This is a genomic window from Pseudomonas viridiflava (assembly GCF_900602065.1).
Classification (GTDB): Bacteria; Pseudomonadota; Gammaproteobacteria; order Pseudomonadales; family Pseudomonadaceae; genus Aquipseudomonas.
Window position 1 is genome coordinate 161,026 of record NZ_UWFN01000200.1, and the last position, 23,946, is coordinate 184,971.

Annotated in this window: 25 protein-coding genes; 12 read left to right on the forward strand and 13 right to left on the reverse strand. The window is 57.6% G+C overall.

Features of this window, described 5'->3' with window-relative positions:
• Window positions 1–65: 65 nt before the first annotated feature.
• The 3 genes from EE949_RS11280 to EE949_RS11290 all read right to left on the reverse strand — a co-directional run bounded on the left by EE949_RS11280 (window position 66) and on the right by EE949_RS11290 (window position 3,905).
• Entirely contained in the window at window positions 66–2,177 is a 2,112-nt protein-coding gene (locus EE949_RS11280; RefSeq protein ID WP_122664355.1) for a putative bifunctional diguanylate cyclase/phosphodiesterase, read from the reverse strand.
• A 343-nt stretch (window positions 2,178–2,520) separates the two neighbouring features.
• The gene (locus EE949_RS11285; protein ID WP_122664356.1) at window positions 2,521–2,820 is read right to left on the reverse strand and encodes a protealysin inhibitor emfourin; all 300 of its coding nucleotides are present in this window, start codon (window positions 2,818–2,820) and stop codon (window positions 2,521–2,523) included.
• 17 nt (window positions 2,821–2,837) lie between these two features.
• Window positions 2,838–3,905: a M4 family metallopeptidase gene (locus EE949_RS11290; protein ID WP_122664357.1), complete on the reverse strand. Its 1,068-nt coding sequence runs from the start codon at window positions 3,903–3,905 to the stop codon at window positions 2,838–2,840.
• Between the two features lie 121 nt (window positions 3,906–4,026).
• Between EE949_RS11290 and EE949_RS11295 the strand changes: the two genes are divergently transcribed.
• The 3 genes from EE949_RS11295 (at window position 4,027) to EE949_RS11305 (ending at window position 5,359) form a co-directional block, all read left to right on the forward strand.
• On the forward strand, window positions 4,027–4,350 hold the full coding sequence (locus tag EE949_RS11295) for a hypothetical protein (protein ID WP_122664358.1): 324 nt from the start codon (window positions 4,027–4,029) through the stop codon (window positions 4,348–4,350).
• 45 nt (window positions 4,351–4,395) lie between these two features.
• Window positions 4,396–4,746: an SPOR domain-containing protein gene (locus tag EE949_RS11300; protein WP_122664359.1), complete on the forward strand. Its 351-nt coding sequence runs from the start codon at window positions 4,396–4,398 to the stop codon at window positions 4,744–4,746.
• Between the two features lie 112 nt (window positions 4,747–4,858).
• Window positions 4,859–5,359, forward strand: coding sequence for a hypothetical protein (locus EE949_RS11305; protein ID WP_122664360.1), 501 nt, complete (start codon window positions 4,859–4,861; stop codon window positions 5,357–5,359).
• Between the two features lie 167 nt (window positions 5,360–5,526).
• Here EE949_RS11305 and EE949_RS11310 read toward each other — a convergent pair whose 3' ends face one another.
• Window positions 5,527–5,847 (reverse strand): DUF883 family protein, encoded by a 321-nt coding sequence (locus tag EE949_RS11310; protein WP_122664479.1) that lies wholly within the window; start codon window positions 5,845–5,847, stop codon window positions 5,527–5,529.
• A 163-nt stretch (window positions 5,848–6,010) separates the two neighbouring features.
• Between EE949_RS11310 and EE949_RS11315 the strand changes: the two genes are divergently transcribed.
• On the forward strand, window positions 6,011–6,265 hold the full coding sequence (locus tag EE949_RS11315) for a hypothetical protein (protein ID WP_122664361.1): 255 nt from the start codon (window positions 6,011–6,013) through the stop codon (window positions 6,263–6,265).
• A gap of 39 nt (window positions 6,266–6,304) precedes the next feature.
• On the opposite strand, the gene EE949_RS11320 is transcribed toward EE949_RS11315, so the two are convergent.
• Window positions 6,305–6,784 carry an LEA type 2 family protein gene (locus EE949_RS11320; RefSeq protein ID WP_122664362.1) on the reverse strand — a complete coding sequence of 160 codons (480 nt, stop codon included), beginning with the start codon at window positions 6,782–6,784 and terminating at the stop codon, window positions 6,305–6,307.
• A 124-nt stretch (window positions 6,785–6,908) separates the two neighbouring features.
• On the opposite strand from EE949_RS11320, the gene EE949_RS11325 reads away from it, so the two are divergent.
• The 4 genes from EE949_RS11325 (at window position 6,909) to EE949_RS11340 (ending at window position 10,960) form a co-directional block, all read left to right on the forward strand.
• A complete protein-coding gene (locus tag EE949_RS11325; RefSeq protein WP_122664480.1) occupies window positions 6,909–7,982 on the forward strand; it encodes an AraC family transcriptional regulator in 1,074 nt (357 codons plus the stop codon).
• A 78-nt stretch (window positions 7,983–8,060) separates the two neighbouring features.
• Window positions 8,061–8,828, forward strand: coding sequence for a 3-hydroxyacyl-CoA dehydrogenase (locus EE949_RS11330; RefSeq protein ID WP_122664363.1), 768 nt, complete (start codon window positions 8,061–8,063; stop codon window positions 8,826–8,828).
• A 76-nt stretch (window positions 8,829–8,904) separates the two neighbouring features.
• A complete protein-coding gene (locus tag EE949_RS11335; RefSeq protein WP_122664364.1) occupies window positions 8,905–10,113 on the forward strand; it encodes an acetyl-CoA C-acyltransferase in 1,209 nt (402 codons plus the stop codon).
• 73 nt (window positions 10,114–10,186) lie between these two features.
• Window positions 10,187–10,960, forward strand: a complete 774-nt coding sequence (locus EE949_RS11340; RefSeq protein ID WP_122664365.1) for an enoyl-CoA hydratase — start codon at window positions 10,187–10,189, stop codon at window positions 10,958–10,960.
• A 4-nt stretch (window positions 10,961–10,964) separates the two neighbouring features.
• On the opposite strand, the gene EE949_RS11345 is transcribed toward EE949_RS11340, so the two are convergent.
• On the reverse strand, window positions 10,965–12,962 hold the full coding sequence (locus EE949_RS11345) for a type VI secretion system Vgr family protein (protein ID WP_162874598.1): 1,998 nt from the start codon (window positions 12,960–12,962) through the stop codon (window positions 10,965–10,967).
• A gap of 337 nt (window positions 12,963–13,299) precedes the next feature.
• On the opposite strand from EE949_RS11345, the gene EE949_RS11350 reads away from it, so the two are divergent.
• Window positions 13,300–14,004 (forward strand): YebC/PmpR family DNA-binding transcriptional regulator, encoded by a 705-nt coding sequence (locus EE949_RS11350; protein WP_122664367.1) that lies wholly within the window; start codon window positions 13,300–13,302, stop codon window positions 14,002–14,004.
• 308 nt (window positions 14,005–14,312) lie between these two features.
• Here the strand turns inward: EE949_RS11350 and EE949_RS11355 are convergent, their stop codons facing one another.
• Window positions 14,313–15,593, reverse strand: a complete 1,281-nt coding sequence (locus tag EE949_RS11355; RefSeq protein WP_122664368.1) for a leucine-rich repeat-containing protein kinase family protein — start codon at window positions 15,591–15,593, stop codon at window positions 14,313–14,315.
• Window positions 15,594–15,596: 3 nt separating this feature from the next.
• Window positions 15,597–16,172 (reverse strand): TetR/AcrR family transcriptional regulator, encoded by a 576-nt coding sequence (locus tag EE949_RS11360; protein WP_122664369.1) that lies wholly within the window; start codon window positions 16,170–16,172, stop codon window positions 15,597–15,599.
• Between the two features lie 106 nt (window positions 16,173–16,278).
• Between EE949_RS11360 and EE949_RS11365 the strand changes: the two genes are divergently transcribed.
• Entirely contained in the window at window positions 16,279–17,484 is a 1,206-nt protein-coding gene (locus EE949_RS11365) for an MFS transporter (protein ID WP_122664370.1), read from the forward strand.
• A gap of 314 nt (window positions 17,485–17,798) precedes the next feature.
• On the opposite strand, the gene EE949_RS11370 is transcribed toward EE949_RS11365, so the two are convergent.
• Window positions 17,799–18,557, reverse strand: a complete 759-nt coding sequence (locus tag EE949_RS11370; RefSeq protein ID WP_122664371.1) for an anti-sigma factor family protein — start codon at window positions 18,555–18,557, stop codon at window positions 17,799–17,801.
• On the reverse strand, window positions 18,554–19,063 hold the full coding sequence (locus EE949_RS11375; protein WP_122664372.1) for an RNA polymerase sigma factor: 510 nt from the start codon (window positions 19,061–19,063) through the stop codon (window positions 18,554–18,556). Before EE949_RS11375 ends, EE949_RS11370 begins: the two co-directional genes overlap by 4 nt.
• A 190-nt stretch (window positions 19,064–19,253) precedes the next feature.
• On the opposite strand from EE949_RS11375, the gene EE949_RS11380 reads away from it, so the two are divergent.
• Together EE949_RS11380 and EE949_RS11385 are read left to right on the forward strand one after the other, a co-directional pair.
• Window positions 19,254–20,351 carry a catalase family peroxidase gene (locus tag EE949_RS11380; RefSeq protein WP_122664373.1) on the forward strand — a complete coding sequence of 366 codons (1,098 nt, stop codon included), beginning with the start codon at window positions 19,254–19,256 and terminating at the stop codon, window positions 20,349–20,351.
• Entirely contained in the window at window positions 20,348–20,893 is a 546-nt protein-coding gene (locus tag EE949_RS11385; protein ID WP_122664374.1) for a cytochrome b, read from the forward strand. The genes EE949_RS11380 and EE949_RS11385 overlap by 4 nt, the downstream gene beginning before the upstream one ends.
• Before the next feature lie 105 nt (window positions 20,894–20,998).
• Here the strand turns inward: EE949_RS11385 and EE949_RS11390 are convergent, their stop codons facing one another.
• From EE949_RS11390 to EE949_RS11405, 3 genes are all read right to left on the reverse strand, one after another.
• On the reverse strand, window positions 20,999–22,138 hold the full coding sequence (locus EE949_RS11390) for a M14 family metallopeptidase (RefSeq protein WP_122664375.1): 1,140 nt from the start codon (window positions 22,136–22,138) through the stop codon (window positions 20,999–21,001).
• Between the two features lie 111 nt (window positions 22,139–22,249).
• The gene (locus tag EE949_RS11395; RefSeq protein WP_122664376.1) at window positions 22,250–22,810 is read right to left on the reverse strand and encodes a DUF4880 domain-containing protein; all 561 of its coding nucleotides are present in this window, start codon (window positions 22,808–22,810) and stop codon (window positions 22,250–22,252) included.
• 491 nt (window positions 22,811–23,301) lie between these two features.
• On the reverse strand, window positions 23,302–23,769 hold the full coding sequence (locus EE949_RS11405) for an Lrp/AsnC family transcriptional regulator (RefSeq protein ID WP_122664378.1): 468 nt from the start codon (window positions 23,767–23,769) through the stop codon (window positions 23,302–23,304).
• Between the last annotated feature and the right edge of the window lie 177 nt (window positions 23,770–23,946).

A 23,946-nucleotide genomic window follows, 5' to 3' on the forward strand; every position in this document is an offset into this window, starting at 1 on the left:
GTTACCTGGCCGGCGCGTGCCGCATGAGCCGGTGAACACGCTTGCTCTGGCCGGTGCGGCGGTGCTCAGATCACCGCGATCTGCAGGTATGAGGGAGGCTGCTGTCGCTGAAACTCCGCTGCCAGATACTCGTCGGCTGCGCTGGCGGTTAGCGGTCTGGCAAAGAAGTAACCTTGCAGCAGGTGACAGCCCAGCGTGCGCAGTTGCTCGATCTGCACCTGGGTCTCAACCCCTTCGGCGACGATTTCCAGCCCAAGGTTTATCGCCAGTCCGATGGCCGTGGCGCAAATTTCCAGATCCTTGCCTCCGTTGCCAATATCGCGCACGAAACTGCGGTCAAGCTTGAACGCATGCACCGGCAGGACTCTCAGGTACCCCAATGAAGAATAGCCGGTGCCGAAATCATCAATCGACAGCCTCACGCCCAGGCGACGCAGAGCGCTGAGGCGCTCTATAGAGCGCTCCGGATCCTGCATGAGCACGGATTCGGTGATCTCCAGCTCCAGACTGGCACCCTTGAGGTCAAAACGCTGCAGCGCATGAGTGACTGTTTCTTCGAGATCAGTGGCCAGTAACTGCTGCACCGACAGATTGACTGCCACCTTAAGATCAGTGAAGCCCATGGCATGCCAGCGAGCAAGCTGTTCACAGGCTGTTTCTATGACCCATGCGCCCATGTCGGCAATGATGCCCATCGACTCGGCGACTTTGATGAAACGGTCTGGCATGACCAGTCCATAGACCGGGTGCTGCCAGCGGATGAGGGCCTCAAGGCAGACCGTCTGCCCGCTGGATGCGAGCACTTGCGGTTGATAGCAGAGGAAAAACTGACCTTGCTCCAGCGCCAGGCCAAGTGCCGCCTCAAATTCAACCTGCTCCTGAATATTTTCCTTCAGCGCAGGGTGATAAACCCGCAGATTGCCCGGACCAAAACTCTTGGCTTCATGCAGGGCCAGTTCTGCCGCGCCGAGGATATCCTCGGGTTGGCAGGCATCGTCAGGAAACACCGCCACACCCGCGCTTGAGGTTACTTTCAAGGGACTGCCGGCGACATCGAAGGACGACGCCAGCGCCTTGGACAGCTTCTCTTGCAAGCGCGTGACGCCTTGTTCGCTCTTTATCCCGCTGGCGCCCACCAGCAACTGACCTGTGCCTACCCGCGCAATCAGGTCGCTGTCACGGGTGGTGAGCTGCAGGCGTTGCGCGATCTCTATCAGTAACTGGTCGCCAGCTTTGTGGCCGCGGGTGCCATTGATAATCCCGAGTTGATCAAGCTCCAGCAGAAATACCACCAGCCGGGTCTGATTCTGCCGATTGATTGCTATCAGACTCTGCAGCCTGAGCAATGCCCCCGCGCGATTTGGCAGTGCCGTCAGTGCATCGTTGTGAAGGGCGTGCTCAAAGCGCTGGTTGGCGATCCGGTGACTGTTGATTTCCTGCTCAAGCGCCTGGCCGATCAGCGCCTTTTCTCGCCTGCTTCTGGAGACATTGGCCTTGATCATCACTGAAAACCAGACCGCCAGGAACAAGAAGGCAAACGCGCCCAGATAGGGCACTTTAACGATCCCTGCGTCAGCCAGGCTGGTGAACAGGGTTGCGCTCATCAACAGGAAAATGGTCGTCCAGATCACGATATTGGAGAGTGTTCCCGCCTGCTTTCGTATGCTCAGCGCGAATGCTGTTACCCAGATCAGCATGCCGTAGGAGAACACGCGCATAACGTGATAGATGGCCGATGGCTTCCCGGACAGAATATAGAGCTGTTCGCCCCACGCGAATGTGCTCGGACCGACCGAGTCCAGTTGAGCGAAACGGTAGCCCAGGGGCGCAGCCGCGTTATAGATGATTGCCGCAAATGCCGCTCCGGCCGTCAGATAACAGGCTCTGTAGGCATTCCGTTTGTTTTGAAGCGCGGCTATCAGGTAGCTGCTGAGCGGTATCAGCAGCAGCGAGAAAAAGTTGACCCATTTGTGAGCCGAGATAGCAGCGTCAAGAGTGGGGGCCGAGTATTGAATTGCACTCGATACCTGGAACAGGGTGAACACCAGACAGATTGCCGAAAACATCCAGCAGGCTCGCGTGTAACCGCTGCTGCGTGCCAGCAACGCGGCATTGAACGCGCCCATGATCAATATTCCCGTAGAGATGAAATACAGAGCCAGGATGGGTGCGATCATTTATTCCTCTGAGTGGGATCGGCGCACCAGCAACTGTGAGGTAGGGAGGAGTGGCTGCGGGATGGGATCCAACCAATATGATAGCATCATATGGCCATCATTTTGTCTGCTTATCTCTCGCAGCTTCTATGAGACAAACTGCTATCTGCAGGATTGGGCGCGACCCTGTAGGCGCTCACCGAGGGTGCACCGTGATGTGAGTCACGTGGGTCCGGATTTATCCGGGAGGGCGGTATTTCGGCTGATGAAAACAGTGAGGATGGACTGGCCCCTTCCCGGATAAATCCGGTTTCACATCGTTCCGGTCTTATTCATTTACCAGTTGCCATTCCAGGCTTTCAGCTCACAGCTTCCCGGGTTTTGCGTGCGTTTGCAGGTAGTTCAGCAGCGTTTTGGCTTCAGGTGGAATGTTGTGCTCATCAAATGAGATGCAGATGGCGTTGGTTTCGTCTTCGATGGTGATTTCGTACTGCTTCTGGTCGCGCGCGCGATCAGACATAAAGTTGCCGGACTGTTTCAGGCCGCTATCTTCTACCAGGCGCTTCACTTGCTCGGCTTCTGGTTGTCCCAGATCTGCCGTGTTCACCTCGCAGCTTTTGATAGCGCCGATAAATCCCCCTGACTGTACATAGCAGACACGCATGATGGTGCTCCTCGGAATCAAACGTTAATGCCGACTTTTTTCCAGGCCGCCTTGACGGCTTTTCTCGCCGTACTGCCGTACTGTTTTCCACCTGCCACTTGAACACTGATTCTGGCGCAGTCGATGAACTGGCTGTTGCTGTGCAGTTGCAGCAGCGTTTCATACCAGATCCTGCCTGCCACTTCCCAGGCATTGCCGCCGAGCGCCTTGGCGGTCAGTACGAACGCCCGGTTGGCGATGCCGGAATTAATATGTACGCCGCCATTGTCCTTGGGGCCGGTATACAGGCCGGCCATGGTCGCAGGTTGTGGGTCGTCGCCCAGATCGGGGTCGTTCACATACGCCGTTCCGGGGTTTTCCATGTCACGTATGCCGCGGCGCGTCGGCGCCGGGACCAACAGTTCCTTGCCGATGACCCAGCTTGAATCTGCCGCCGTGGTGCCTTCTTTCCATTGTCGAACCAGAATGCCGAACACGTCGGCAAAATGTTCATTGAGTGCACCGGACTGCCCCTGATAACTCAGGTTGCTGGTGAAAGACTGTACGCCATGAGTCAGCTCGTGGCCGATGACTTCCAGACTGCCGGTAAAGCGCTTGAAGACTTCGCCGTCTCCATCGCCATAAGCCATTTGCTGTCCGTTCCAGAACGCATTGTTCATGGGCACGAAATCACCCTGGAAATCCACTTCCGCAACGTGAACCGTAGAGGTCAGCGTCATGCCGTTGTTGTCCAGCGAGTTGCGACCAAACAGTTCGTCATAGAAGTCATAGACATCGCCCGAGCCATTGAAGGCTTCGTCCAGCGCAGCGTCGTCGGTGTCAGGCTGACCTTCGGAGCGGGCCAGGGTGCCGGGCAGGGTGTTTGTGCCCTTGGCGTCGTAAACCAACCGGTTCTTTTTACCCTCGGGCGATTTGCTCGTCAGCAATGTGGGCATCGCTTGTGCCGATGTGCGAAAGGCGACGAAGGCTGAACTGCTTGCCAGGTTGGTGATTGCCAGCGCCCTGACCCGAGCGTGAGGTGACTGGGCGAGATGTTCGAGAATGTACGGCGGGATGATGCAATGCAGCGGATTTCTTTGGCACATGTGTGAGCCTCCCTGGGCTTACTGGCAAAACCGGTTCAGGCTTTTTTTAGGCAGCGCGGGACCCGACGATGTTCCAACCGTTTGCCGGAGAGATTTATTTAACAACGATCAGGAGGTGGTGGTGTCGAATGAGTTCACCCATTCACTGGACAGTTGCCAAATGAATATGCCGCACAGAACGTTTTCGGACGTCTATCGCGAGCAGGTGATCGAAATTCAGGTGAAACACGCGCCTGGGGTCAAGGAAGTGGTTGAGTTTGTGGCACATGTCAAGGTGACAATGCCGGGCCGTACACCTGTTCCAATCGTTAGAATTTGTAACTGGGGTTACCAGTCAATTGATGAGGCACGCCACGCGGGGGTGGCCGTAGGCCGGGATTTGGTCAATTCCTTGATGACAGAGAGCGACGAAGTGTCGCCAGCCCGAATAGACCGTAGTCGTTGATAGCAATGCTAAACTTGCGCCCACTTTTGAAAGGAGCAAGCAAACGTGCGCAATTTGGCAATGATGATGGCGGTGCTGGCACTGGCTGGCTGTGATGTCGACAAGTCGACTCCACCGCCTCCCAAGGTGCAGGCAGCAACAACTGTCCAGGCCCCGCAAGCGGCTCCACAGTGGGAAATCCAGATCAACGCCAATGAGGCGCTCAGTGATATCAGTGCCTGGTTGCTCGAGCGCAGCTACCCGCCTTACCTGGTGACCATCGATGGCAAGCAGCAACTGTTGATCGGGCCTTATCCAAGTCAGGAGCAGGCTGAGCAAACGCGTACCGAACTGCTGGCCAAGATCGCCAAATCCCACCGTAAAGCGGCTCCCGTTATCATTCAGCGCGCACCTTGACGATAGCAGGTCGGTTTTAACCGCGAATGTAGCAAGACACTCGTTCATTGCTGTGACACCCTCAGTTCACGCGTTTCGAATTATTCGAAGCGTGAACCCGGGAAGCGCTGTTATGGACGAAATTCAAAGATTGGGCGAATTGCTGAGCGCCAATCAACGCAATGAAGAACATAAGCACCAGCAATTCCATACTGGCCTGGCACAGTGGCAGGCGAGCATCAACACGCTTTACGAACAGATCGAAATCTGGCTCAAACCATTGACCGAGAGTGGGCAGATCACTGTGGCGTACGAGCCGCACCTTGCGCAGAGCAAGGGCTATCCCGACGAAAACTCTCCATTCAGCACGCAGCGCCTGACGCTCACAATTGCAGGGCGGCAGGTTGCTTTGATCCCCGAGGCAATGGGCCCGAAGGGGCAGGTGTCGATAGCGGCTACGGGCCTGAGCCTGCATGCCCAGGAACAGGTCTCGCTGAACTGCGTAGACGCGACGCAAGGTGTGCAGTGGATGGAGAAGAAAAGAATCGGCGTGAAAGAGTCGGAACCGGTGCCATTTACGGCAGACCACTTTGCCAGACAGCTACAACTGCTGGTGCCGGGGAGCGCGGTTTAAAAACCATTCAGTGCAACTGAAACTTCCACAGCGGGCCGTGATGTTCTTATCGCGGGCAAGCTCTGCTCCCACAGATTGGCGATGGTCTCAAACTCATGGCTGACCTGTGGGAGGCGAACGGGGTGATGGTCTACCTTACCCGCGATGGGATCAAAATATTTACCGGTTTAGTCGCGACGACCCAGCAACAAACCCACCACGAGGCCAAAGCCAGCCGAAATGGCCACGGTCTGCCATGGGTGACCGCCAATGTAGGTTTCGGTCGCTTCAACTACTGGCTTGGTGCGTTCACGCACGCTGGCAACTGAATCCGCTGCCTGTTTGAGCTTCAGGCCCAGTTGCGCACGCAGGGTCTCTGCGTCTTCACCGACCAGCGCGGCGCTGTCTTTGAGCAGTTTGTCGGACTCTTCGATCAGGGCCTGCAGTTCGCTGAAAGCCTGGTCCTTGATCTGTTCTGCAGTGTTTTGAGCGGCAGTTTTACGAGCCATGATGTTTTCCTTTCGTTGATGATGGCAGTGAGCAATGGAGTCTTGCGTCTGACGAAAAGTTGCAGTCATTTGTACGACGAAGGACATTTTGCTTGTGGAATTTGCCGGAAACAGACTCCTGCGGGTGTAAGATACTTCCGGTTTTTAGTCACAGGTGACCGTTATGAGTTTCAATCTGGCCAATCGGCCGCTTCCCGAACGAGCAGCGCTCGAAGACGAGAAATCCCGCCTCTTTGATCTTTGGCAAAGCAACCTGGGCAAGGCCAAGGGTGATGCGGCACGAATATTTGGCGAACGCTCCAAGCGTAAGGGCAAGTGGTCTGAATGGGTTCGTGCGGAGCTGGATACCATGAGTCCGCCCGAGTACGCCAACATGGTGCGCAGTGAAATCAACCGCCTGATGGCTGCCAGCAAGTAACAGCCTTTCTTCGCCGTACGATTCCCGCGGGGCGCTGTTTTACCAGCTCCCGTCGATGGGCTGCGGCAGGTTCAAGACGCCACTGTCCTTGAAACGCATGGTGCCAAACAACCCACCTGCCAGCTTGCCGCGCAAGGTGTAGGGCAGATTGTCGAGACTTTGGCTTTGCGTCAGGCCCACGGCCTGGCGCAGCGCCGCGAAGGCCGACACGCTGACGGGGACCACCAGCACGGCTTCGGAAAACCGCCCGATGGAGCCTTGCTGGTCGCTGACGCCTGAGGCCAGCAACTTGCCGTTAACGTCCAGGTCCAGCGCCACGCCGTTGTACTCAATGGCATTTTCATTAGGGTTCTGCAGTCGCAACTTGACCGCGAGCCTGACTTCCAGGCCCTGACCGGGCAACGGCTCGATGCCGACCACGTTGATATTCAGCGGGTCGCGGTTGGGCAGCAGCACGCAGGCATTCAAGGTCAACAGCAGCAGGCTGATCAGCAGCGTACGAATCGTGCGTGAGGGCATTCGATGTTTTCCTGGGAGTGGTGGCAGGGGCTGCGCTATCCGGTCAGACCTCACTCATGCGCAGAGATTCGTTTTCCACCTGCGCTGGCTTATGCTGCGGGACCTGCCTGTTACCGAGTCGCAGATGCCCAGACATCAGAAACCATCGCCCCCGATTGCACATGCGATCGTCAAAGACACCATTTCCGTTGAGTTGGTGCAGGAGGCACTCCTGGAAAGCCGTCTGCGCAAGGATCAACAGCAGGCGCTGCTGGCGCAGGCGGGTATTGCTCCCGAGTTGATGGCTGATCGGCAGGCGAGGGTGTCGGTCAGCGCTTACGCAGCGCTGTGGCGCAGCATGGAGCTCTGCACTGACGATTTGTTCTTTGGCATGGACCCGCGCCCTCTGCGCAAGGGCAGCCTTGAGTTTCTTTGTCGCTCGTCCATGGCGCAGCCGACACTTGCCGAGGGGCTTGTGTCCGGGCTGGATTTCCTGGGGCTGATGCTGGAGCGTTTTAGTGCGCGTTTGATCCGTCAGCAAAGCGTGGCAGAGATCGTTATTGATCAAGAGCTCGCGACGGCCTCCCGAGCGTTCGCAGACTTCACGTTCTGGATGATTGTGCATGGTGTTGCCTGCTGGCTATGTGGGCGACGCGTGCCAATTTTGGGCATTGAATTGCGATGTGTGCAGCCGGATCACATCGACGACTACAAGGTGATGTTCTCGGAAAACCTGCGCTTTCAGCGCCCTCGGTCGAGAATGATCTTTGCTGCTGATTGCCTTGATTTGCCCATAAAACGCACTAGAGCCGAACTCGACGCTTTCCTCGGGGCAGTGCCCGCGAACCTGTTGGTCAGGTACCGGGATTCGCAAAGTCTGGCCAGTCGTATCCGCCAGCACCTGCGTAGCCTGCCGCCAGAGCAGTGGCCAAACAGTGCCGAGTTGGCAAAGGGGTTGTTCATGTCGGGTTCGACACTGCGTCGGCGTCTGGCCGAAGAGGCGCAAAGCTACCAGGCGCTCAAGGACTCCGTGCGCAAGGACCTGGCAATCGGCTGGCTGGCCGATGAACAACTGGACTTCACGACGATTGCCGGACGCCTGGGGTTTGCCGACGTCAGTTCTTTTCACAAGGCCTTTAGAAAATGGTCCGGGACCAACCCGGGTCACTATCGTGACGTGGTACTGGGCCGTATTGGCCAAACCGGTCATCCACACTGAGCACTTTGACCATTGCCTGAAACAGGCAGCAGCGCGACTATTTCGGTACAAGAACAACACACCGAATAGAGGTCACTCATGGATATTCGCAACAAGGTATTCCTCGTCAGCGGCGGGGCTTCGGGATTAGGCGCCGCCACTGCGCGCATGCTGATCAGCGCGGGGGCCAAAGTGGTACTCGCCGACCTCAACGCCGATGCATTGGCCGTGCAACTCGATCAGCTTGGGCCGAACGCCCGGGCAGTCGTTACCGATGTTTGTCAGGAGGATTCGGCTCAGTCTGCGGTAGACGCCAGTGTTCAAGCATTCGGCGCGCTCCATGGCTTGGTCAACTGTGCCGGTATCGTCGGTGCGCAAAAAATCCTCGGCAAAGAAGGGCCGCATGCTCTGGCCGATTTTCGTCGGGTGATCGACGTCAACCTCATCGGCAGTTTCAACCTTCTTCGACTCGCCAGTGCAGCGATTGCCGCTGTCACTGCAGATGAAAACGGCGAGCGAGGGGTGATCATTAATACCGCTTCAGTGGCTGCGTACGACGGTCAGATTGGCCAGGCGGCCTATGCCGCCTCAAAAGGCGCCATTGTCAGCATGACCCTGCCCGCTGCCAGAGAGCTGGCGCGCTTTGGTATCCGGGTCATGACCATCGCTCCCGGTATTTTCGAAACGCCGATGATGGCGGGCATGACGCCTCAGGTGCGTGAGTCGCTGGCTGCGGGAGTGCCGTTCCCGCCGCGCCTGGGTAAGCCGGACGAATACGCTGCGCTGGTACGGCACATCATTGAAAATCCGATGCTCAATGGCGAAGTGATCCGTCTGGATGGAGCCTTGCGGATGGCGGCCAGATGAGCGTTCGCACTGCGCCATCACCTACAGGAGCTGTATTCCAATTCAATTGCAGCCTGTCTGCGATGAGGAACTGAACATGACGTCAGTACATCCAGGTTTGAATGATGACCCCGTCGTAATCGTCAGCGCCGTGCGTACACCCATGGGCGGTTTTCAGGGCGACTTGCAAAGCCTGACGGCGCCTCAGTTGGGCGCGGCGGCTATCCGTGCAGCGGTAGAGCGCGCAGGCGTCCCGGCCAAAGATGTCGAACAGGTTTTGTTCGGTTGCGTATTGTCAGCAGGGCTCGGGCAGGCACCCGCACGGCAGGCCGCACTGGGTGCGGGGCTCGCCACGTCGACGCGCTGCACGACGCTTAACAAAATGTGTGGCTCGGGTATGCAGGCAGCGATTCTGGCTCACGACCAGTTGCTGGCAGGTAGCGCCAGAGTGATGGTGGCGGGCGGCATGGAAAGTATGTCCAACGCCCCGTACCTGCTGGACCGTGCCCGCGCAGGCTATCGAATGGGGCACGGTCGAGTGCTCGATCACATGTTCCTCGACGGCCTGGAAGATGCCTATGAATCAGGGCGGCTGATGGGCACGTATGCCGAGCAGTGCGCAGAAAGCAATAATTTCAGCCGAGAGGTCCAGGACGCCTTTGCAGTCGCCTCACTGACCCGCGCACAGGAAGCGATCGAACGTGGCTGGTTCGCGGATGAAATAGTCCCGCTGCAAGTCGTGTCAGGGAAGGAGCAGCGTCCGGTCAGTCATGATGAGCAGCCACCCAAGGGGCGGCCGGACAAGATTCCGACACTCAAACCGGCCTTTCGCCAAGGCGGCACCGTGACTGCGGCCAACTCCAGTTCCATTTCTGATGGCGCCGCTGCGCTGCTGTTGATGCGGCGTTCAGAAGCGAACCGGCGAGGGTTGAAACCCTTGGCGCTGATTCAGGGGCATGCGGCTTTCGCCGATGAGCCGGGGTTGTTTCCCGTCGCCCCCATTGGTGCGATTCGCTCGCTGATGAAACGTACCGGATGGACGTTGGATGAGGTCGATCTGTTCGAAATCAATGAGGCATTCGCCGTCGTGACGCTGGCTGCGATGAGTCAGTTGGAATTGCCTCATGGCAAGGTAAACATCCATGGCGGCGCGTGCGCACTGGGTCACCCGATTGGTGCTTCGGGCGCCCGTATTCTGGTCACCTTGCTGGGCGCCTTGCGACGCAAAGGGTTGCGTCGTGGTGTCGCGGCGATCTGCATCGGTGGTGGGGAAGCTACAGCCATGGCAATAGAAATTATTGAATAAAATCAGATAGATATTCTTATTGCTTAAAGTTGTTTATGGAAAGCTCGCTATTTTGTAAAGGGGTGCATTATCAATGAGTTACGAATGTATTGTGATAAAGATTCTAGACAGGGTTGCGCTCATCACCCTCAACCGGCCCGAGGCGTTGAATGCGCTTAACGCGCAATTGGTCAGCGAGCTGAATCTCGCTCTGGATGATCTGGACAACAACCGTGACGTGGGCTGTATCGTCCTGACCGGCTCCAGCAAAGCCTTCGCTGCGGGTGCTGATATCAAGGAAATGGCTGAGCTGAAATACCCGCAGATCTACCTGGATGACCTGTTCAGCGACAGTGACCGGATTGCCGGTCGACGTACGCCAATGATCGCCGCCGTGGCTGGGTTTGCGCTGGGAGGCGGTTGTGAGCTGGCGTTGATGTGTGACTTTATTCTGGCCGCAGACAATGCCCGTTTCGGCCAGCCCGAGATCAAGCTGGGTGTATTACCCGGTATGGGCGGCACGCAGCGTCTGACCCATGCGGTAGGCAAGGCCAAAGCCATGGAGATGTGCCTGACCGGGCGTCTCATCGACGCTCAGGAGGCGGAGCGTTCCGGGCTGGTGGCCAGGGTGCTACCGCTCGACGAACTGCTGGATGAGGCGCTGAAAGTGGCTGCGTCCATTGCCGAGAAGTCGCTTCCTGTGGCGATGATGGTCAAGGAAAGTGTCAATCGGGCATTCGAAGTCAGTCTGGCCGAAGGTATTCGTTTCGAACGTCGCGTGTTTCATGCTGCGTTTGCGACTGAAGATCAGAAGGAAGGCATGGCCGCTTTCATCGAAAAGCGCGAGCCACGCTTCATGGGTCGCTGATGCCTCAGCCATGCTGGATGAAGGCCTGATGCAGTCGCTTCGGCCAGTTCTGCTCGAACCAGTCCCGCAGTTTGATGCAATGCCCCGGATGAATCAGGCACAGGCCGTCCGGGGTGTTGCGGTATGCCATAGCCAGCTCGCGCAGTTGCCGGGCGCCTAGCCCACAATAGCCTTGCTTGTCGGTTTTGCCTTCGAAGAGAAAATGCTCCGGTTGCAGGCGGGCGAGGAATTCCAGTCCGGCCTGGCGCATTCGAACGATGTACCACAAACGGTCAGGCAGCGGCGCTCCCTTGAGGCCAGGGTATTGGGTCAAGCGCAAGTCCGCGTCGAAAAACGACAGCGCAGCGTGCTGCACCGGGGCGTCAAGTGCTGCGTTGTGGCGTTGGGCAGTCAGCTGTGGCGGTGCGCCCGCCATGCTGATGCGTGTGCCAGTGAGTTCAAATTTACTCTCGGCCGTCGTGAGTGAGATATCTCTACAGGTCACCAGATGAAGCGTCTGAGGCCTGTCCAGATGGACTGTCTGCGCCGTAGGCAAGCCATCCATACGATTCAGCGCTTGCTGATCCTTGAGCTGCGTAAGGTGTTCGTCCGGCACTGAGTGGATAATCGGTCGATCAGGGTCGTTGTCAAAGTGGGCAATCAACAGCGCCGTGCCGATTCTCAGTGCCTTGAGTTGTTCCAGAGAAAGCGCAGCCGGCGCGCTGAGTTCGTCTCTGGTGGCACACGCGTCAGGCAGGGGTTTGAAACAGATGGGCAGGCGACCATTGAGCCGTTGATCCTGTTCTTGCTCGCAGTGACTCAACAGCGTCGCGGGCTTGAAGCCGTTCGCGGCGGCTTTGCGATGCTTTAATCCGGGCCGGAACGGCATTTCCCAAGGCAGTACGCGCAAGCTGCTGGCGTAGCCACTACTGAACGGCTCTATTTCGCAATGCGTCGAGCCTGCCCCCGGCGGTGTTGGGAGAGACTTCAGGATATCGATGATCTGCGCTGTATCCTGCTCAGGAAAACCTTGTAGAACCTCGGGTTGCTTACCGACGTGATTGACCTCGGTGATCAGCCACTGATCGTTGAAGCGTGCCTCTGGATGCGCCTGAACCTGAACGATCTGGCCCGGAGTCAACGGGAGGTCGATGCTGAGACCGAGGATGACGCGGCGCTCACAGCGTTGACGTTCCAGGGTCCGGGCGCTGATCTGGCGGTCATGTGCCTGGCGTTCGGTGGGCAGTCGCGAAAGGATGCTGGCTTCAAAACGCTGGTTGCTGGCCTCCAGCTCGTTATGGTTTGCAGGTTGTGGGACCGTGATCGCCCCGTCGTGGCTCTGCGCTTCGTGATGGGCTGTCGTCGGCATTAGTGACCATTGCTCTGCAAGGTGCGCGAGAGAGGGAGATCTTTTTTCCGACAAGATCGACGGCTGAAATTTCACGGGGAAGGGCCGGTGTGGAAAGCGGGCCGGATCGTCGGCGAAGATCAGCAAATGGGAGGACTGCTGCTGCTCAAAGCGAAAGTGAATGCCTTCTTCTTCGCAAAGCCGTAGCAACAAATGCAGATCGGTTTCGTCATGCTGTACACACGCTTCTCGCGGCGGATAAATCCCCACCAACTGCTCAAACCGGTACGAGCCCGGTTTCAGCCCGTGCTCGCTCATGAGCCGGGCGATAATTTGCGGTGCGCTCAGATTGCGGAAAACCCGGTGTTGGCGATGTTGTTGCAGGTCCAGCAGGGCCGGGCCCAGCTCTATTCGATAAAGGCCCAGGGCTGTACCGGCGTGCAGGCAGGTAGCGCTGCTGATCTTGCCATGTACAACCCTGTCCGGGCTTAAGGCGAGACAGGCGGCCTGTTGCTCAAGGGCCTTGAAATCCAGGTGCGGATCGTCGCAGAGACAATCGACGACGAAACGGTAAGGTGCGTTCAGGGCTTCCCACCCGCTGATGCTGATGACGGGCAGATTCACCTTGTGATCGACAATCGCCAGTGTGATCGGCATTTGTTGGCCTTCAGACATCCACATCGCTCCCACCTTTATTTTGAGGTGGGAGAGGGTACGAAATGCCACGGGTCATGGGCATCGCTTAAGCATTTTTCGGAAAGGGACTACAAGTTAAAGAGGAATGTCGCTAGTTGCGCTGCAGAGCATTAATGACGATGCAAACCCCAAACGATCCTCAATGAACGACGGCGGGGGTTTCATCTGGCGTCATCGGGTATAAAATGCGCCGTCGCCGCGCATCCGTCGCGGCACGCAGGCCACCTCATTTTTAACGTTTTGCCCTGGTTTGCAGTCAGCCCGCTCAAGAGGGTTGGCGCATCGGGCAAAACGCAATTGGATCAAGAGAGCAAGCATGGGCGCACAGTGGAAGGTCAAGCATAAAGAAGCAGCATCCAATGCCAAGGGGCGTATCTTCGGCAAGCTGTCCAAGGAAATCATGATTGCGGCGCGCGCAGGGGCCGATCCGGACATGAATCCGCGCCTGCGGTTGGTAGTGGAACAGGCTAAAAAAGCCTCTATGCCACGTGAAACCCTGGAGCGTGCGATCAAGAAAGGCGCCGGGCTGCTGGGTGAAAACGTGACGTTCGAGCGTCTGACCTATGAAGGCTTTGCTCCACATCGAGTGCCGGTGATCGTTGAGTGTCTGACTGACAACATCAACCGCACAGTGTCGGAAATCCGTGTGCTGTTCCGCAAAGGGCAACTGGGCGCAGCAGGTTCGGTTTCCTGGGACTTCAACTATCAGGGCATGATCGAGGCGGTGCCGACCAGTCCGGACGCTGACCCGGATGAGGCGGCGATTGAGGCGGGTGCTCAGGATTGCGAGCCGGGCGAGGAGGGCGCAACCCTGTTCCTCACTGAACCTACCGATATGGATGCGGTGTGCAAAAAGCTTCCGGAATTTGGTTTTACCGTGCAGTCAGCCCAATTGGGTTACCGCCCGAAAAGCACCGTTGACGGCCTGAACGAAGAGCAGATGGCCGAAGTTGAAGCCTTCCTGGCGGCTATCGACAACAATGACGACGTGCAGAACGTTTATGTAGGGTTGGCAGGGTAGCGCTGAACACGTAAAACCGGCCGGGCGGCGCTCCGGTGTCCCTGACACATCGCTCTCGCGCACCAAACTTGGTTCTATGTGGGAGCGTTGCTTGGTCTGGGCGGCATTCCGACGATAAAGGCGATGCGGTTTGAAGGATAAACCGCGGTGTTCTTATCGCGGGCAAGCACCGCTCCCACATAAAAACCTCATTTATTCAGTGAGTTATATTTTGTTTGATGAGAGCGGTGCTTGGTCTGGGCGGCATTCCGACGATCGGGGCGATGCGTTCTAGCGTCGCCCCTCCCGGAGCAAGCACCGCTCCGGTTTCAACCCAAGCGTTGTTCAATCTCTCGCAACGTCGGTCGTTGACTGACATCCGGCTGAATACAGCGCGCCTGCAATGCCCACAAGTCATCCTCTAGCGTTCCGTCACAACGCTCCAGCAACTCGCCTAGCAGAATCCCGAACGCCCGTGTTTCGATGCGCTGCAACGCTTGGGCCTGTGCCAGTGTCGAGTAAAACGACGCGGCGCCAAAATCGCCCAGCAAGCAGTCGCCGTTGTCATGCCAGAGAATGTTATGGCCGTACAGATCACCGTGGGTCATGCCACGTTCATGCAAGTGTGCCGTGACTGAGGCAATGCCGTGCGCCAGACGTAAAGCGGTAGGCCGGGTCAGGCGTAACCCGGCGGGGTAAATATCTCTTGAGCAGGATTGCAGGCTGGGTGGGCCTGCCAGATTAGTGAAGCTTGCATCAATCAACTGCATGACCAGCCCGGCACGGGACTCTGGGTGGTCGAATATCCGGCCTTCGACATTGATCAGGTTCGGGTGGGTACCCGCTGCGATACAGGCTGCCATTTCGTTGAGCGGTGAACCGTCACTGGTGACGGTGCCTTTGTACAGTTTGACTGCGACGGTCCTGGCGGCTTGCCGAGGTGGCTGCCAGAGCGCTTGCTGAATGACCCCGGACGCGCCTTCGCCCAACTGCTGCTGAATATCCAGCTCAGCCCATGGTATGTGCTTTACAGCGGCGGACTCAGGCGTCTTGCACAGCGGATTACCGGCAAACGCCAGCCATGCCAGCGAGGGTAATTGCAGCAGCCAGTCAGGTAACCCGGTGAACTGGTTCGCGGCGATGCGCAGCAGCTCGAGTTGTTCACACTGAGCCAGGCTGGCCGGCAGGGCGCTCAAGCGATTGCCTGCCAACATCAGTTTTTGCAGGGAGCGGCACTCACCCAGCGCGTCGGGCAGTTGCTCAATGCGGTTGTCCGTCAGAATCAGCCAGCGAAGTCTGGGAGGTAACGCAGCCGCCGGTACGTGAGCGATCTGGTTGGCCTTGAAACCGACAATGCGCAGGTTCTGGCAACGACCGATGCAGGTCGGTAGCTCGGTGAACTGGTTATCTGAACAGAACAGCACCTGCAAATGCGGCAGCCGATAAAGATCGTCGGGCAGGCTCTGCAGTGAGTTACCACTCAGGTTGAGGATTTCCAGCGAGTCGGCAAGATCGAAGATTTCCATCGGGAAATCGCTCAGCCCGCAAGAAAGGTCCAGGCGCTTGATGCCCGCCAGCCTGCCTGCGCGAAGGTCTGCAAGTGTGTGCATGGCTCAGCTACGACTATTGTTGTCGGGCGGCAGGTTCAGGCAACGATCAACCCACAGGTGAACGCGCTCCAGGCTGGGCGGCGCTTCCGCATACAGGATGCGATAGATCATCGGGGCAACGACCATGTCGATCAGTTCGTTGGCGTCGGGTGAAGGTTCGCCGCGTGCAAGCGCCCGGTCAATGATGATCTGCAACTGGTCACGCGTGATGCCCGCACACTTGCCCGAGCACGTTGCCGCGCTGCTGGCGACCACGTCGCGCATCATTTCCCGGCCCGGGGCAGAATTCATTTCGTCGAGGTACATCTCGGTCCAGGTGCGCAAGTCGTCCCGCAGGTTGCCGCAATCAATCGGCTCGTCAGGGCGCAGACGCTCCACTGCAGCATCGGCGAGCAAGGTGGTCAGGTCGCCCCAGCGGCGATAGATAGTGGACGGCGTGACGCCAGCACGAGTGGCGATCATCGGTACGCTCAAGACTGAACGGTCGTGTTCGACGAGCAGATCGCGCACCGCGCTGTGAATTGATTCCTGCACGCGAGCGCTGCGGCCGCCCGTGCGTATTCCTTCTTTTATAGCCATGTGGCAGACCTTAACACAAAGTATTTGCTTTAAGCGGCGTCAGCTTGCACAATTCGGAAACGCTAAACCTTAGCTTTAATGATGTGCCTGATCGGAGAGTGTACCCATGTCCCGCCCTTTGCAGAACCCTGAGCGAGGAAACAACCACTTGGGATTTCTGGCGTTCACGACCCTGTGCTTTTTTGCCGCGTCCAGTGCGCCGACGCCGCTCTATCACCTGTATCAGCAGAGCTGGGGTTTTTCTGCAGCCATGCTGACCCTGATTTTTGCGGTCTATGCGTTTACCTTGTTACTCGCGCTTCTCGTGGTGGGATCCTTATCCGACTACCTGGGCAGGCGTCCGGTGATTTTTGCGGCGCTGGTGCTGGAAATCATCGCCATGCTGCTGTTCATCTTCGCGGTCGATGTCACTTGGCTGCTTGCGGCGAGGATGATTCAGGGGCTGGCAACGGGCATGGCGGGCAGTGTGCTCGGGGCCGCCTTGCTCGACAGCGACGAGAAACAGGGCCCGTTGGTCAACAGTATTGCGCCCATGTTCGGCATGGCGCTGGGGGCGTTGGGCACGGGTTTGCTGGTGGAGATGGCGCCACTGCCGATGTTACTGACGTACTGCCTGTTGCTGGCCGCGTTTTTCGGGCAGGCGATTTACGTCTGGTTTATTCCGGAAACGGTCAGCCCTCAGGCGGGCGCGTGGGCGTCCCTGAAGCCTTCGTTGCATGTCCCGGTTCAGGCGCGGCGTACGTTGTTGCTGGTATTGCCGGTTGATATCGCGGCCTGGTCACTCGGGGGATTCTTCCTGTCTCTGTCGCCGTCTCTTCTAGCTGCTGCTACCGGAACCACGTCTGCAATCAATGGTGGTCTGGCCGTCGCCACGCTGACCATCAGCGGTGCACTGGCGATCTTCAACCTGCGTTTGCGTCCTGCGGTGCTTGGGCTCTGGATAGGCGCGAGCTGCTTGCCAGCGGGTGTTGCGGTGATACTGGGGGCGGTCAATGCCGGTTGGCTGTGGCTGTTTTTTGTCGGGTCAGTGATTGCCGGTGTGGGTTTCGGTTCCGGTTTCCTCGGGGCTCTGCGCTTGTTGCTGCCCCTGGCTCATGCCCATGAGCGGGCCGGGCTGATGTCAGCTTTTTATGTACTCAGTTACCTGGCGTTCTGTATTCCGGCGTTGATTGCCGGGCTGAGTGCCCACAGTTTTGGGCTGATTGCGACGACCAACGCGTATGGCAGCGTAGTGATTGTGCTGGGCTTGCTGGCGCTCTCGGGCTTGATTGTCCGGCGTCTGACGGGAAAGGCGGCAGTGAGTCCGGTATGAAGCCGCATAGCGACCTGACACCGCACGTTCCAGCAGCAACATAGACCCCAACCACCTCAGCTCTAACAGGAAAAGCTTGCTTAATCTGTGGGACCGAATTCATTCGGGAAGACTGATTGGCAGACGCTGAATATGTAGTGTCTCAACCGGCCCCTTCGCGAATGAATTCGCTCCCACGGAAATTGTGTTCGCAGGCTAACTTAGAACCTCCCACAGGGTTCCGGATAAGCCGAACGACAGCGGGATGTCAGGGTCGGCACTCCGACGATGAAGTCGCCGCGTTTTTTCAGGCTGCCAATGTCCGTGCTCGCGACTCAAATCGCCCCCGGCAGTGCCTTTCGAGCCTGTTGCGCTGCGGGATCGTTGGTCGGGCTGACGACGGCGTAGTTGTAACCCGAGCCCGACCAGTAATCGGCCTGCAGGTCCCCGTCCTGTCGACTTCCCCTGGGCAACATATGATTTTTCGCCCCGGGAGGACGGATGTAGAAACTCAGCGTGCGGCCTTCAGGATCTTTATAAACCACCATGGCCGCAGCGCCTTGTTCGGTCGTGGTCATGCGTCCAGTGACGGGTTTGAAACCTGCCGCTTCAAGATCGGGCAAGCGGTTGGCCTGATTGAAATGGCGGTCAAGCCACACTTGAGCATCGTCTGCCTGCGCGGCACTCCAGTCGCTGGCCATATTGTCGTTCACTGCAAACATACGGTAGGCCTGCAAGGCATCAGCCATAGGCGGCATGGTGGAACTCAGGGTCATCTCCCTGGCCTGCCATCCGCTGAGTCCGCCAAAACCCACGGCAACCACCAACATGGCGGCCGTCGCCAGATGACGGTAACGGTGGCGACGCAAACGCTGACGGATGAATGCAGGGTCCAGCTCCGGGTTGGGTTCGCGCTTCAAATCGCCACTCAACGCCGCACGCAGACGCTTCGCGTCAGCCTGCCAGGCCTTCACCTGCAGCGCGACGTCAGGATTAACGGCAAGCCAGGTTTCCAGGCGCAGGCGATCAGCAGCGCTCAATTGCTGGTCCACATAAGCGTGAAGGTCGAGTTCGCTGGGGGGCAGGGTGATCATTTCAGTATCCGCAGAGATGGGGTCGTGATTTCGCCCTCGCTGAATTGGCGAAGGGCCTGACGAGCACGGGACAAACGTGACATGACGGTGCCGATGGGCACATCGAGGATGGTGGCGACGTCCTTGTAGCTCAAGCCTTCGACCGAGATCCACAACAGCAGCGCACGCTGCTCGGTAGTCAGTCGCTCGAACGCGCCCAAAGTGGATTGAGCGACCACGGTGCGCTCCACGCTGGGCTGGTAATCCTCGTCGCCGCCGGTAAACAGGGCCAGCATCCGGCTGTAACGTCGCGAGCGGCGGTGAGCATCCAGAAACTGGCGATAAAGTATCGAGAAAAGCCAGGCGCGCATATCACCTTCCGGACGCTTGTCTTTCCAGGCTGACAGGGCCTTTTCAAGGCTTGCCTGAACCAGATCGTCGGCCCCGCTGGGATTACGGGTCAGCGACAGGGCAAACCTGCGCATTCGCGGTATCAACTCCCTTAATTGTGCATCGAACTCGTTCATGGGCTGGATTTTCCCTGGTCAGCAACTATGACCATCGCAGTGGTGTGATCAGCAAGACGACGCTCGCGGACATATATTCCTTCATTTGTGCAATTTTTTTTGGCTGATGGAATAAACACTTCGCGGCTTCGTCCTACTGCGCACAAAACGCGATAGCCGATCGTGATAGCCCGATGACCTGGAGTTTCCTATGAACGACCGTGACCCTTTACCTGAGAGGCAAAGACCTCCGTTGAGCCCTGCCGCAACCGGCTTGCGCCTGGTGGGGATTGGCGTGGTAGTACTCGTCGCCGCCACCGCCTTTGCCTACGTTGGAGGTTATCTGGATCCGCAGCGCCTGACCCCGGACAAGCTGGTTAATACCCTTGAGCACAATAATGGCACTTTCCCGGGCTTTCGCCGGAACCACCCTAAAGGGGTGTGCGTTTCAGGTTACTTCGAAAGTAATGGTGCCGCTGCCGAACTTTCCAGCGCACAGGTATTTTCCAGTACTCGCACGCCGGTAGAGGGTCGATTCGCGTTGCCTACCGGTAATCCGTACTCGCCCGACAGCGCCGCACCGATACGCAGCCTGGCCGTGCGCTTTACCCAGGCAGACGGCCAGCAATGGCGCACCGGCATGAACGCCATGCCGGTGTTCCCTGTAGGCACGCCGCAAGCGTTCTATGAGTTGCTGCAAGCCACCGCGCCGGACCCGCAAACCGGCAAGCCGGACCCGGCAAAACCGCCCGCGTTCTTCGGCAGTCATCCGGAAACCGGGCCTTTCCTTGCCTGGGTCAAGACTGCCAAGCCTTCGGCCAGCTATGCAACGGTCACCTACAACAGCGTAAACGCGTTTTTCCTGGTCAGTGCTGACGGCAAGCGCCAGGCCGTGCGCTGGAACATGGTGCCCGTCGACCCGGCAAATGCCGCTGCTCCTGCGCCTGATAGCAAGGATTACCTTGAACCGGACCTTGATGCACGGCTGGCTTCCGGACCGTTGCGCTTCAATCTGATCCTGACCCTGGCCAACGCAGACGATCCGGTCAACGACGCCAGCAAACAGTGGCCCGCCGATCGGCGCACGTTGAATGCCGGAACACTGGTCCTGGAGAGTGAGCAGCCGCAGTTGAGCGGCGCTTGCCGTGACATCAACTATGACCCGCTGGTCCTGCCATCCGGTATCACTGGCTCTGATGATCCGCTGCTGGCTGCACGTTCCGCCGCCTACGCCACGTCGTACAAACGGCGCACTGCAGAAGTGGAGCAGTTGCCCAAATCCGCGCCTGTCATGGAGAAAAAGTCATGAGTACTCCCACTACGCATTTTTCTCTTTTGGCGCGCCTGCTGCATTGGTCGATGGCGCTGATGATCATCGCCATGTTGTTCATTGGCGCAGGCATGGTTGCATCGGTGTCGGCACGCCATGAGTGGCTGCTGGATCTGCACAAGCCGCTAGGAATTGCGATTCTGGTGCTGGTGATTCTGCGCATCATCGTTCGCCTTTCCAGTCATACACCGGCGCTCCCGGCTGACTTGCCAACCTGGCAGGTGCTGGCGGCGAAGCTTTCCCATTACGTCCTGTATGCGCTGATGCTGGCAATGCCATTGATTGGCTGGGCGATGATTTCAGCGGCCGGTGACCCTGTCATGCTCAGCAGTTCGCTACGTTTGCCTTCCATCGTCGCGGCGGATGCCGGAACCTTCGCATTTCTGCGTCAGACCCACACCTGGCTGGCGTATCTGTTGTTCATGACAGTACTGATGCACATCGCTGCGGCGTTGTTTCATGCCTGGGTGAGGCGTGATGAAGTGCTGGGGAGTATGTTGCGGGGAGAGGGGAGGCACTAAAGAGCGTGCATTGATTACCCCTGTAGGAGCTGCCGAAGGCTGCGAAAGCGATGTCTCAGAAAAAATGCTTTCGCAGCCTTCGGCAGCTCCTACAGGGAACCATTGTCAGCGCAGGACCGGAGCCATTTCCGACAACGTGGTCAAGACATCCTTGGCCAGTTGTTTTGAGCGCTTGCCATCCCAGCCGGTTATCAGGTCCGGCGCATCGTCGTTATCCTTGAAGGGCATTTCCAGAGTCAGTGACAGGCATTTGTATTTCTCGCCGACACTGTTGCAGGCCAGGTTCATGTTGGCCTTACCCGGCTGTGAGCGGGGATAGCCATAGCGCGTCTGGAAGTCCCGGGTGATTTCGCTCAAGCGGCCGCGGAACTGCGCTTCCAGTTGCTCTTGTTTTGGCGTGTAACCCGGATTGCCTTCACACGCGGCAGTGAATACATAAGGGATTTCTTCGTCGCCATGGACGTCGAGAAACATGTCCACACCATACTTTTCCATCTGTTCCTTGACGAAGAACACTTCCGGGCTGGCTTCCTGAGTGGAGTCCTGCCAGGCGCGATTGAGGTCTTTGCCGTTGGCATTGGTCCGCAAATGGCCGTGGAATGAACCATCAGGATTCATGTGCGGGACGAGGTACAGATCGGCAACTTCCAGCAGGGCATTGAGCACCTGATCATCCCGCTGTTGCAGGCGCTCGATTACGCCTTCCATGAACCATTCGGCCATGTGCTCGCCTGGGTGTTGTTGGGCGATGATCCAGATTTTGAGCTTTTGCTCATCGCCGTTACCCCGACGCAGCAGAGGAATATCGCGGCCCTCGACGCTTTTGCCGGTTTCCAACAGTTGCACGCCCGCTTTTTCCAGGGCCTGCTCAATGAGCCAGGCATGGCGTTCGCGGCTGTACGGTTCGAAATAGGCAAACCAGACCTGCGGTTCGGTCGGTGTGAGGCTGAAATTCAGGGCGCCGTCATCGAAAGTGGAGGGCACGCGGAACCAGGTCTGGTGATCGTAGGACGCCACGGCGTTGTAGCCTGTCCAGGCATTCTTATAGCTGGATTGACCCGCGTTGGTCAGGCTGAATCGATGAGTCTGCCCCGTCTGCAGACCGTCGACCTTGAAGTGAAACCACTGAAAATGTGGGCTGCGAGTATCCGGGCGAATAGCCAACTGAATGTGTGCGGGGTTGCTCGCGTCGATCACTTCGATATTGCCGCTATCGAAATCTGCGCTGATTTTGAGAGAGGTCACGGTCGGTTCCTGTGTACGTTAGTGCCAGTTATGGCGCTACTTTACACGGAACCTGCCTTGAGCAACGCGCGTTGCTGCGACGTGAATGTGTGCGAATCGGCCATGTTTGATTCAAAAATGGCCGAACAGCGCGAACGCCTCTGCGGTAACCAGCAAGCTGCACAGGAAGGCTGTCGCCATGCACCAGAGCAGATAACTGCGCCGTTTGCGCCGGTGCCAGCCGCTGGCACCCAAAACAGCGGCAGGGGCTTGAAGTTGTCGCCACAAGCGTTCAGTGGCTTCGAAGGCGGCAAGATGGCTACTGTCCGCATCTAGCCAGTGACGAAATTCAATACGCTGGCTGGCCGTGGCATGCGGGCTCTGGAGGTGGACATACCAGCGGCTGGCCTGTTCAGCGATGGGGTCGATAACAGCGCTCTCACCAACCGCAACTTGCCGCCGGCTGGTCTGGAGCACTCGAACCATCGCCTGCTCGACCAGCGTTACCTCTATATCAAGCAAGCTGGAGATGTGGGAGTAAGACAATCCGTCAAGTCGACTGAGGAGAAACACCTGCTGTGCACGACGGGAAAGCTTGACCAGACCACGGCGCATGCTTTCGCCTTGCGAGCTTAATGGAACATCCGGCTGCCGTGCGGGCAGAGCGGGAAAGGACGAGAGTTGAATACTCATGATCGATTGCCTCGCTTGATATTCATGATATGCCTTCCTTGATCGCTGCTCTTGATGTAAGAGGGGCGTCATCCTGACGCTCGAAGAGTGGCTGGGATGAGAGTAATTCTCAAGTGATAAGCCAGCTCAGTTACCGATTATCTTCCGTACAGAACCTTTGAAAGCAAACTTCAGGGGCCCGTTCCGCAATCTTTTTGCTATGATCCGCGCCATCGTAGAAACGACACCCTCTTCATTAGCCTGAAGAACGCAGCACCCGAACCTGCAACACAAAAAAATAGAACCGCAACACTAAAAAAAAGACCCGGAAAAAATCCGGGTCAAAAACCGTGATTAGCCTGATGAGGAGATAATCCAGAAGCCGACCTAAGACTTCTGAGTTATCCAACTGACCTTGCGGCCAGTTGCTTGCAATAATAATCATTATCATTTGCAAGTCAAACCTTTTTATCGCCCCGATTTAAAAAATTTCAGATGCCGCCTGACAATCCTCAGTCCAGCGGCAGCTCTGTCGTGCGCTTCACTTCGCTCATGGCGATGTTGGAGTGGGCTTCCTGAACGTGTGGCTGCTGCAGCAAATGGTCACGCAGGAAGCGCTCATAGCTGGTGATGTCCTGAGCGACCACCTTGAGCAGGAAATCCATATCGCCCGCCATCGTGTAGCACTCCAGCACTTCAGGGTAGCCGGTGATTGCCTCTTCGAATTCGGCCAGGAAGCGTCGGCCGTGGCCCGATAACTTTACGTCAACAAAAACGGTAGTGGTCAGTCCGAGCTTTTGCGGGTTGAGCAGGGCGACTTTGCGCTCGATAAAGCCTTCTTCCTGAAGCCGGTTGATGCGCCGCCAGCATGGCGATTGTGACAACTCGACGCGTTCAGCGATTTCGGCCGCCGAGAGGTCGGCGTTGTGCTGCAGCAGGCGCAGGATCCTGCGGTCGATGGGGCTTAATTTGTTCTGCATGAATTGACCCTTTTTTTTATTTTTATCGAAACGAACATGCAGAAGTTCAGCAGATAAACGGCAAATTAGAAAGAAAAAGCCTCTTTGCTACAGGCAGTATTTTGCTTGTGAATGCTGAGCCGAAGCCGCTCAGCATGCAGGGCGCCCGCATGGCGACCCGGATTAGCCGCCATAAAC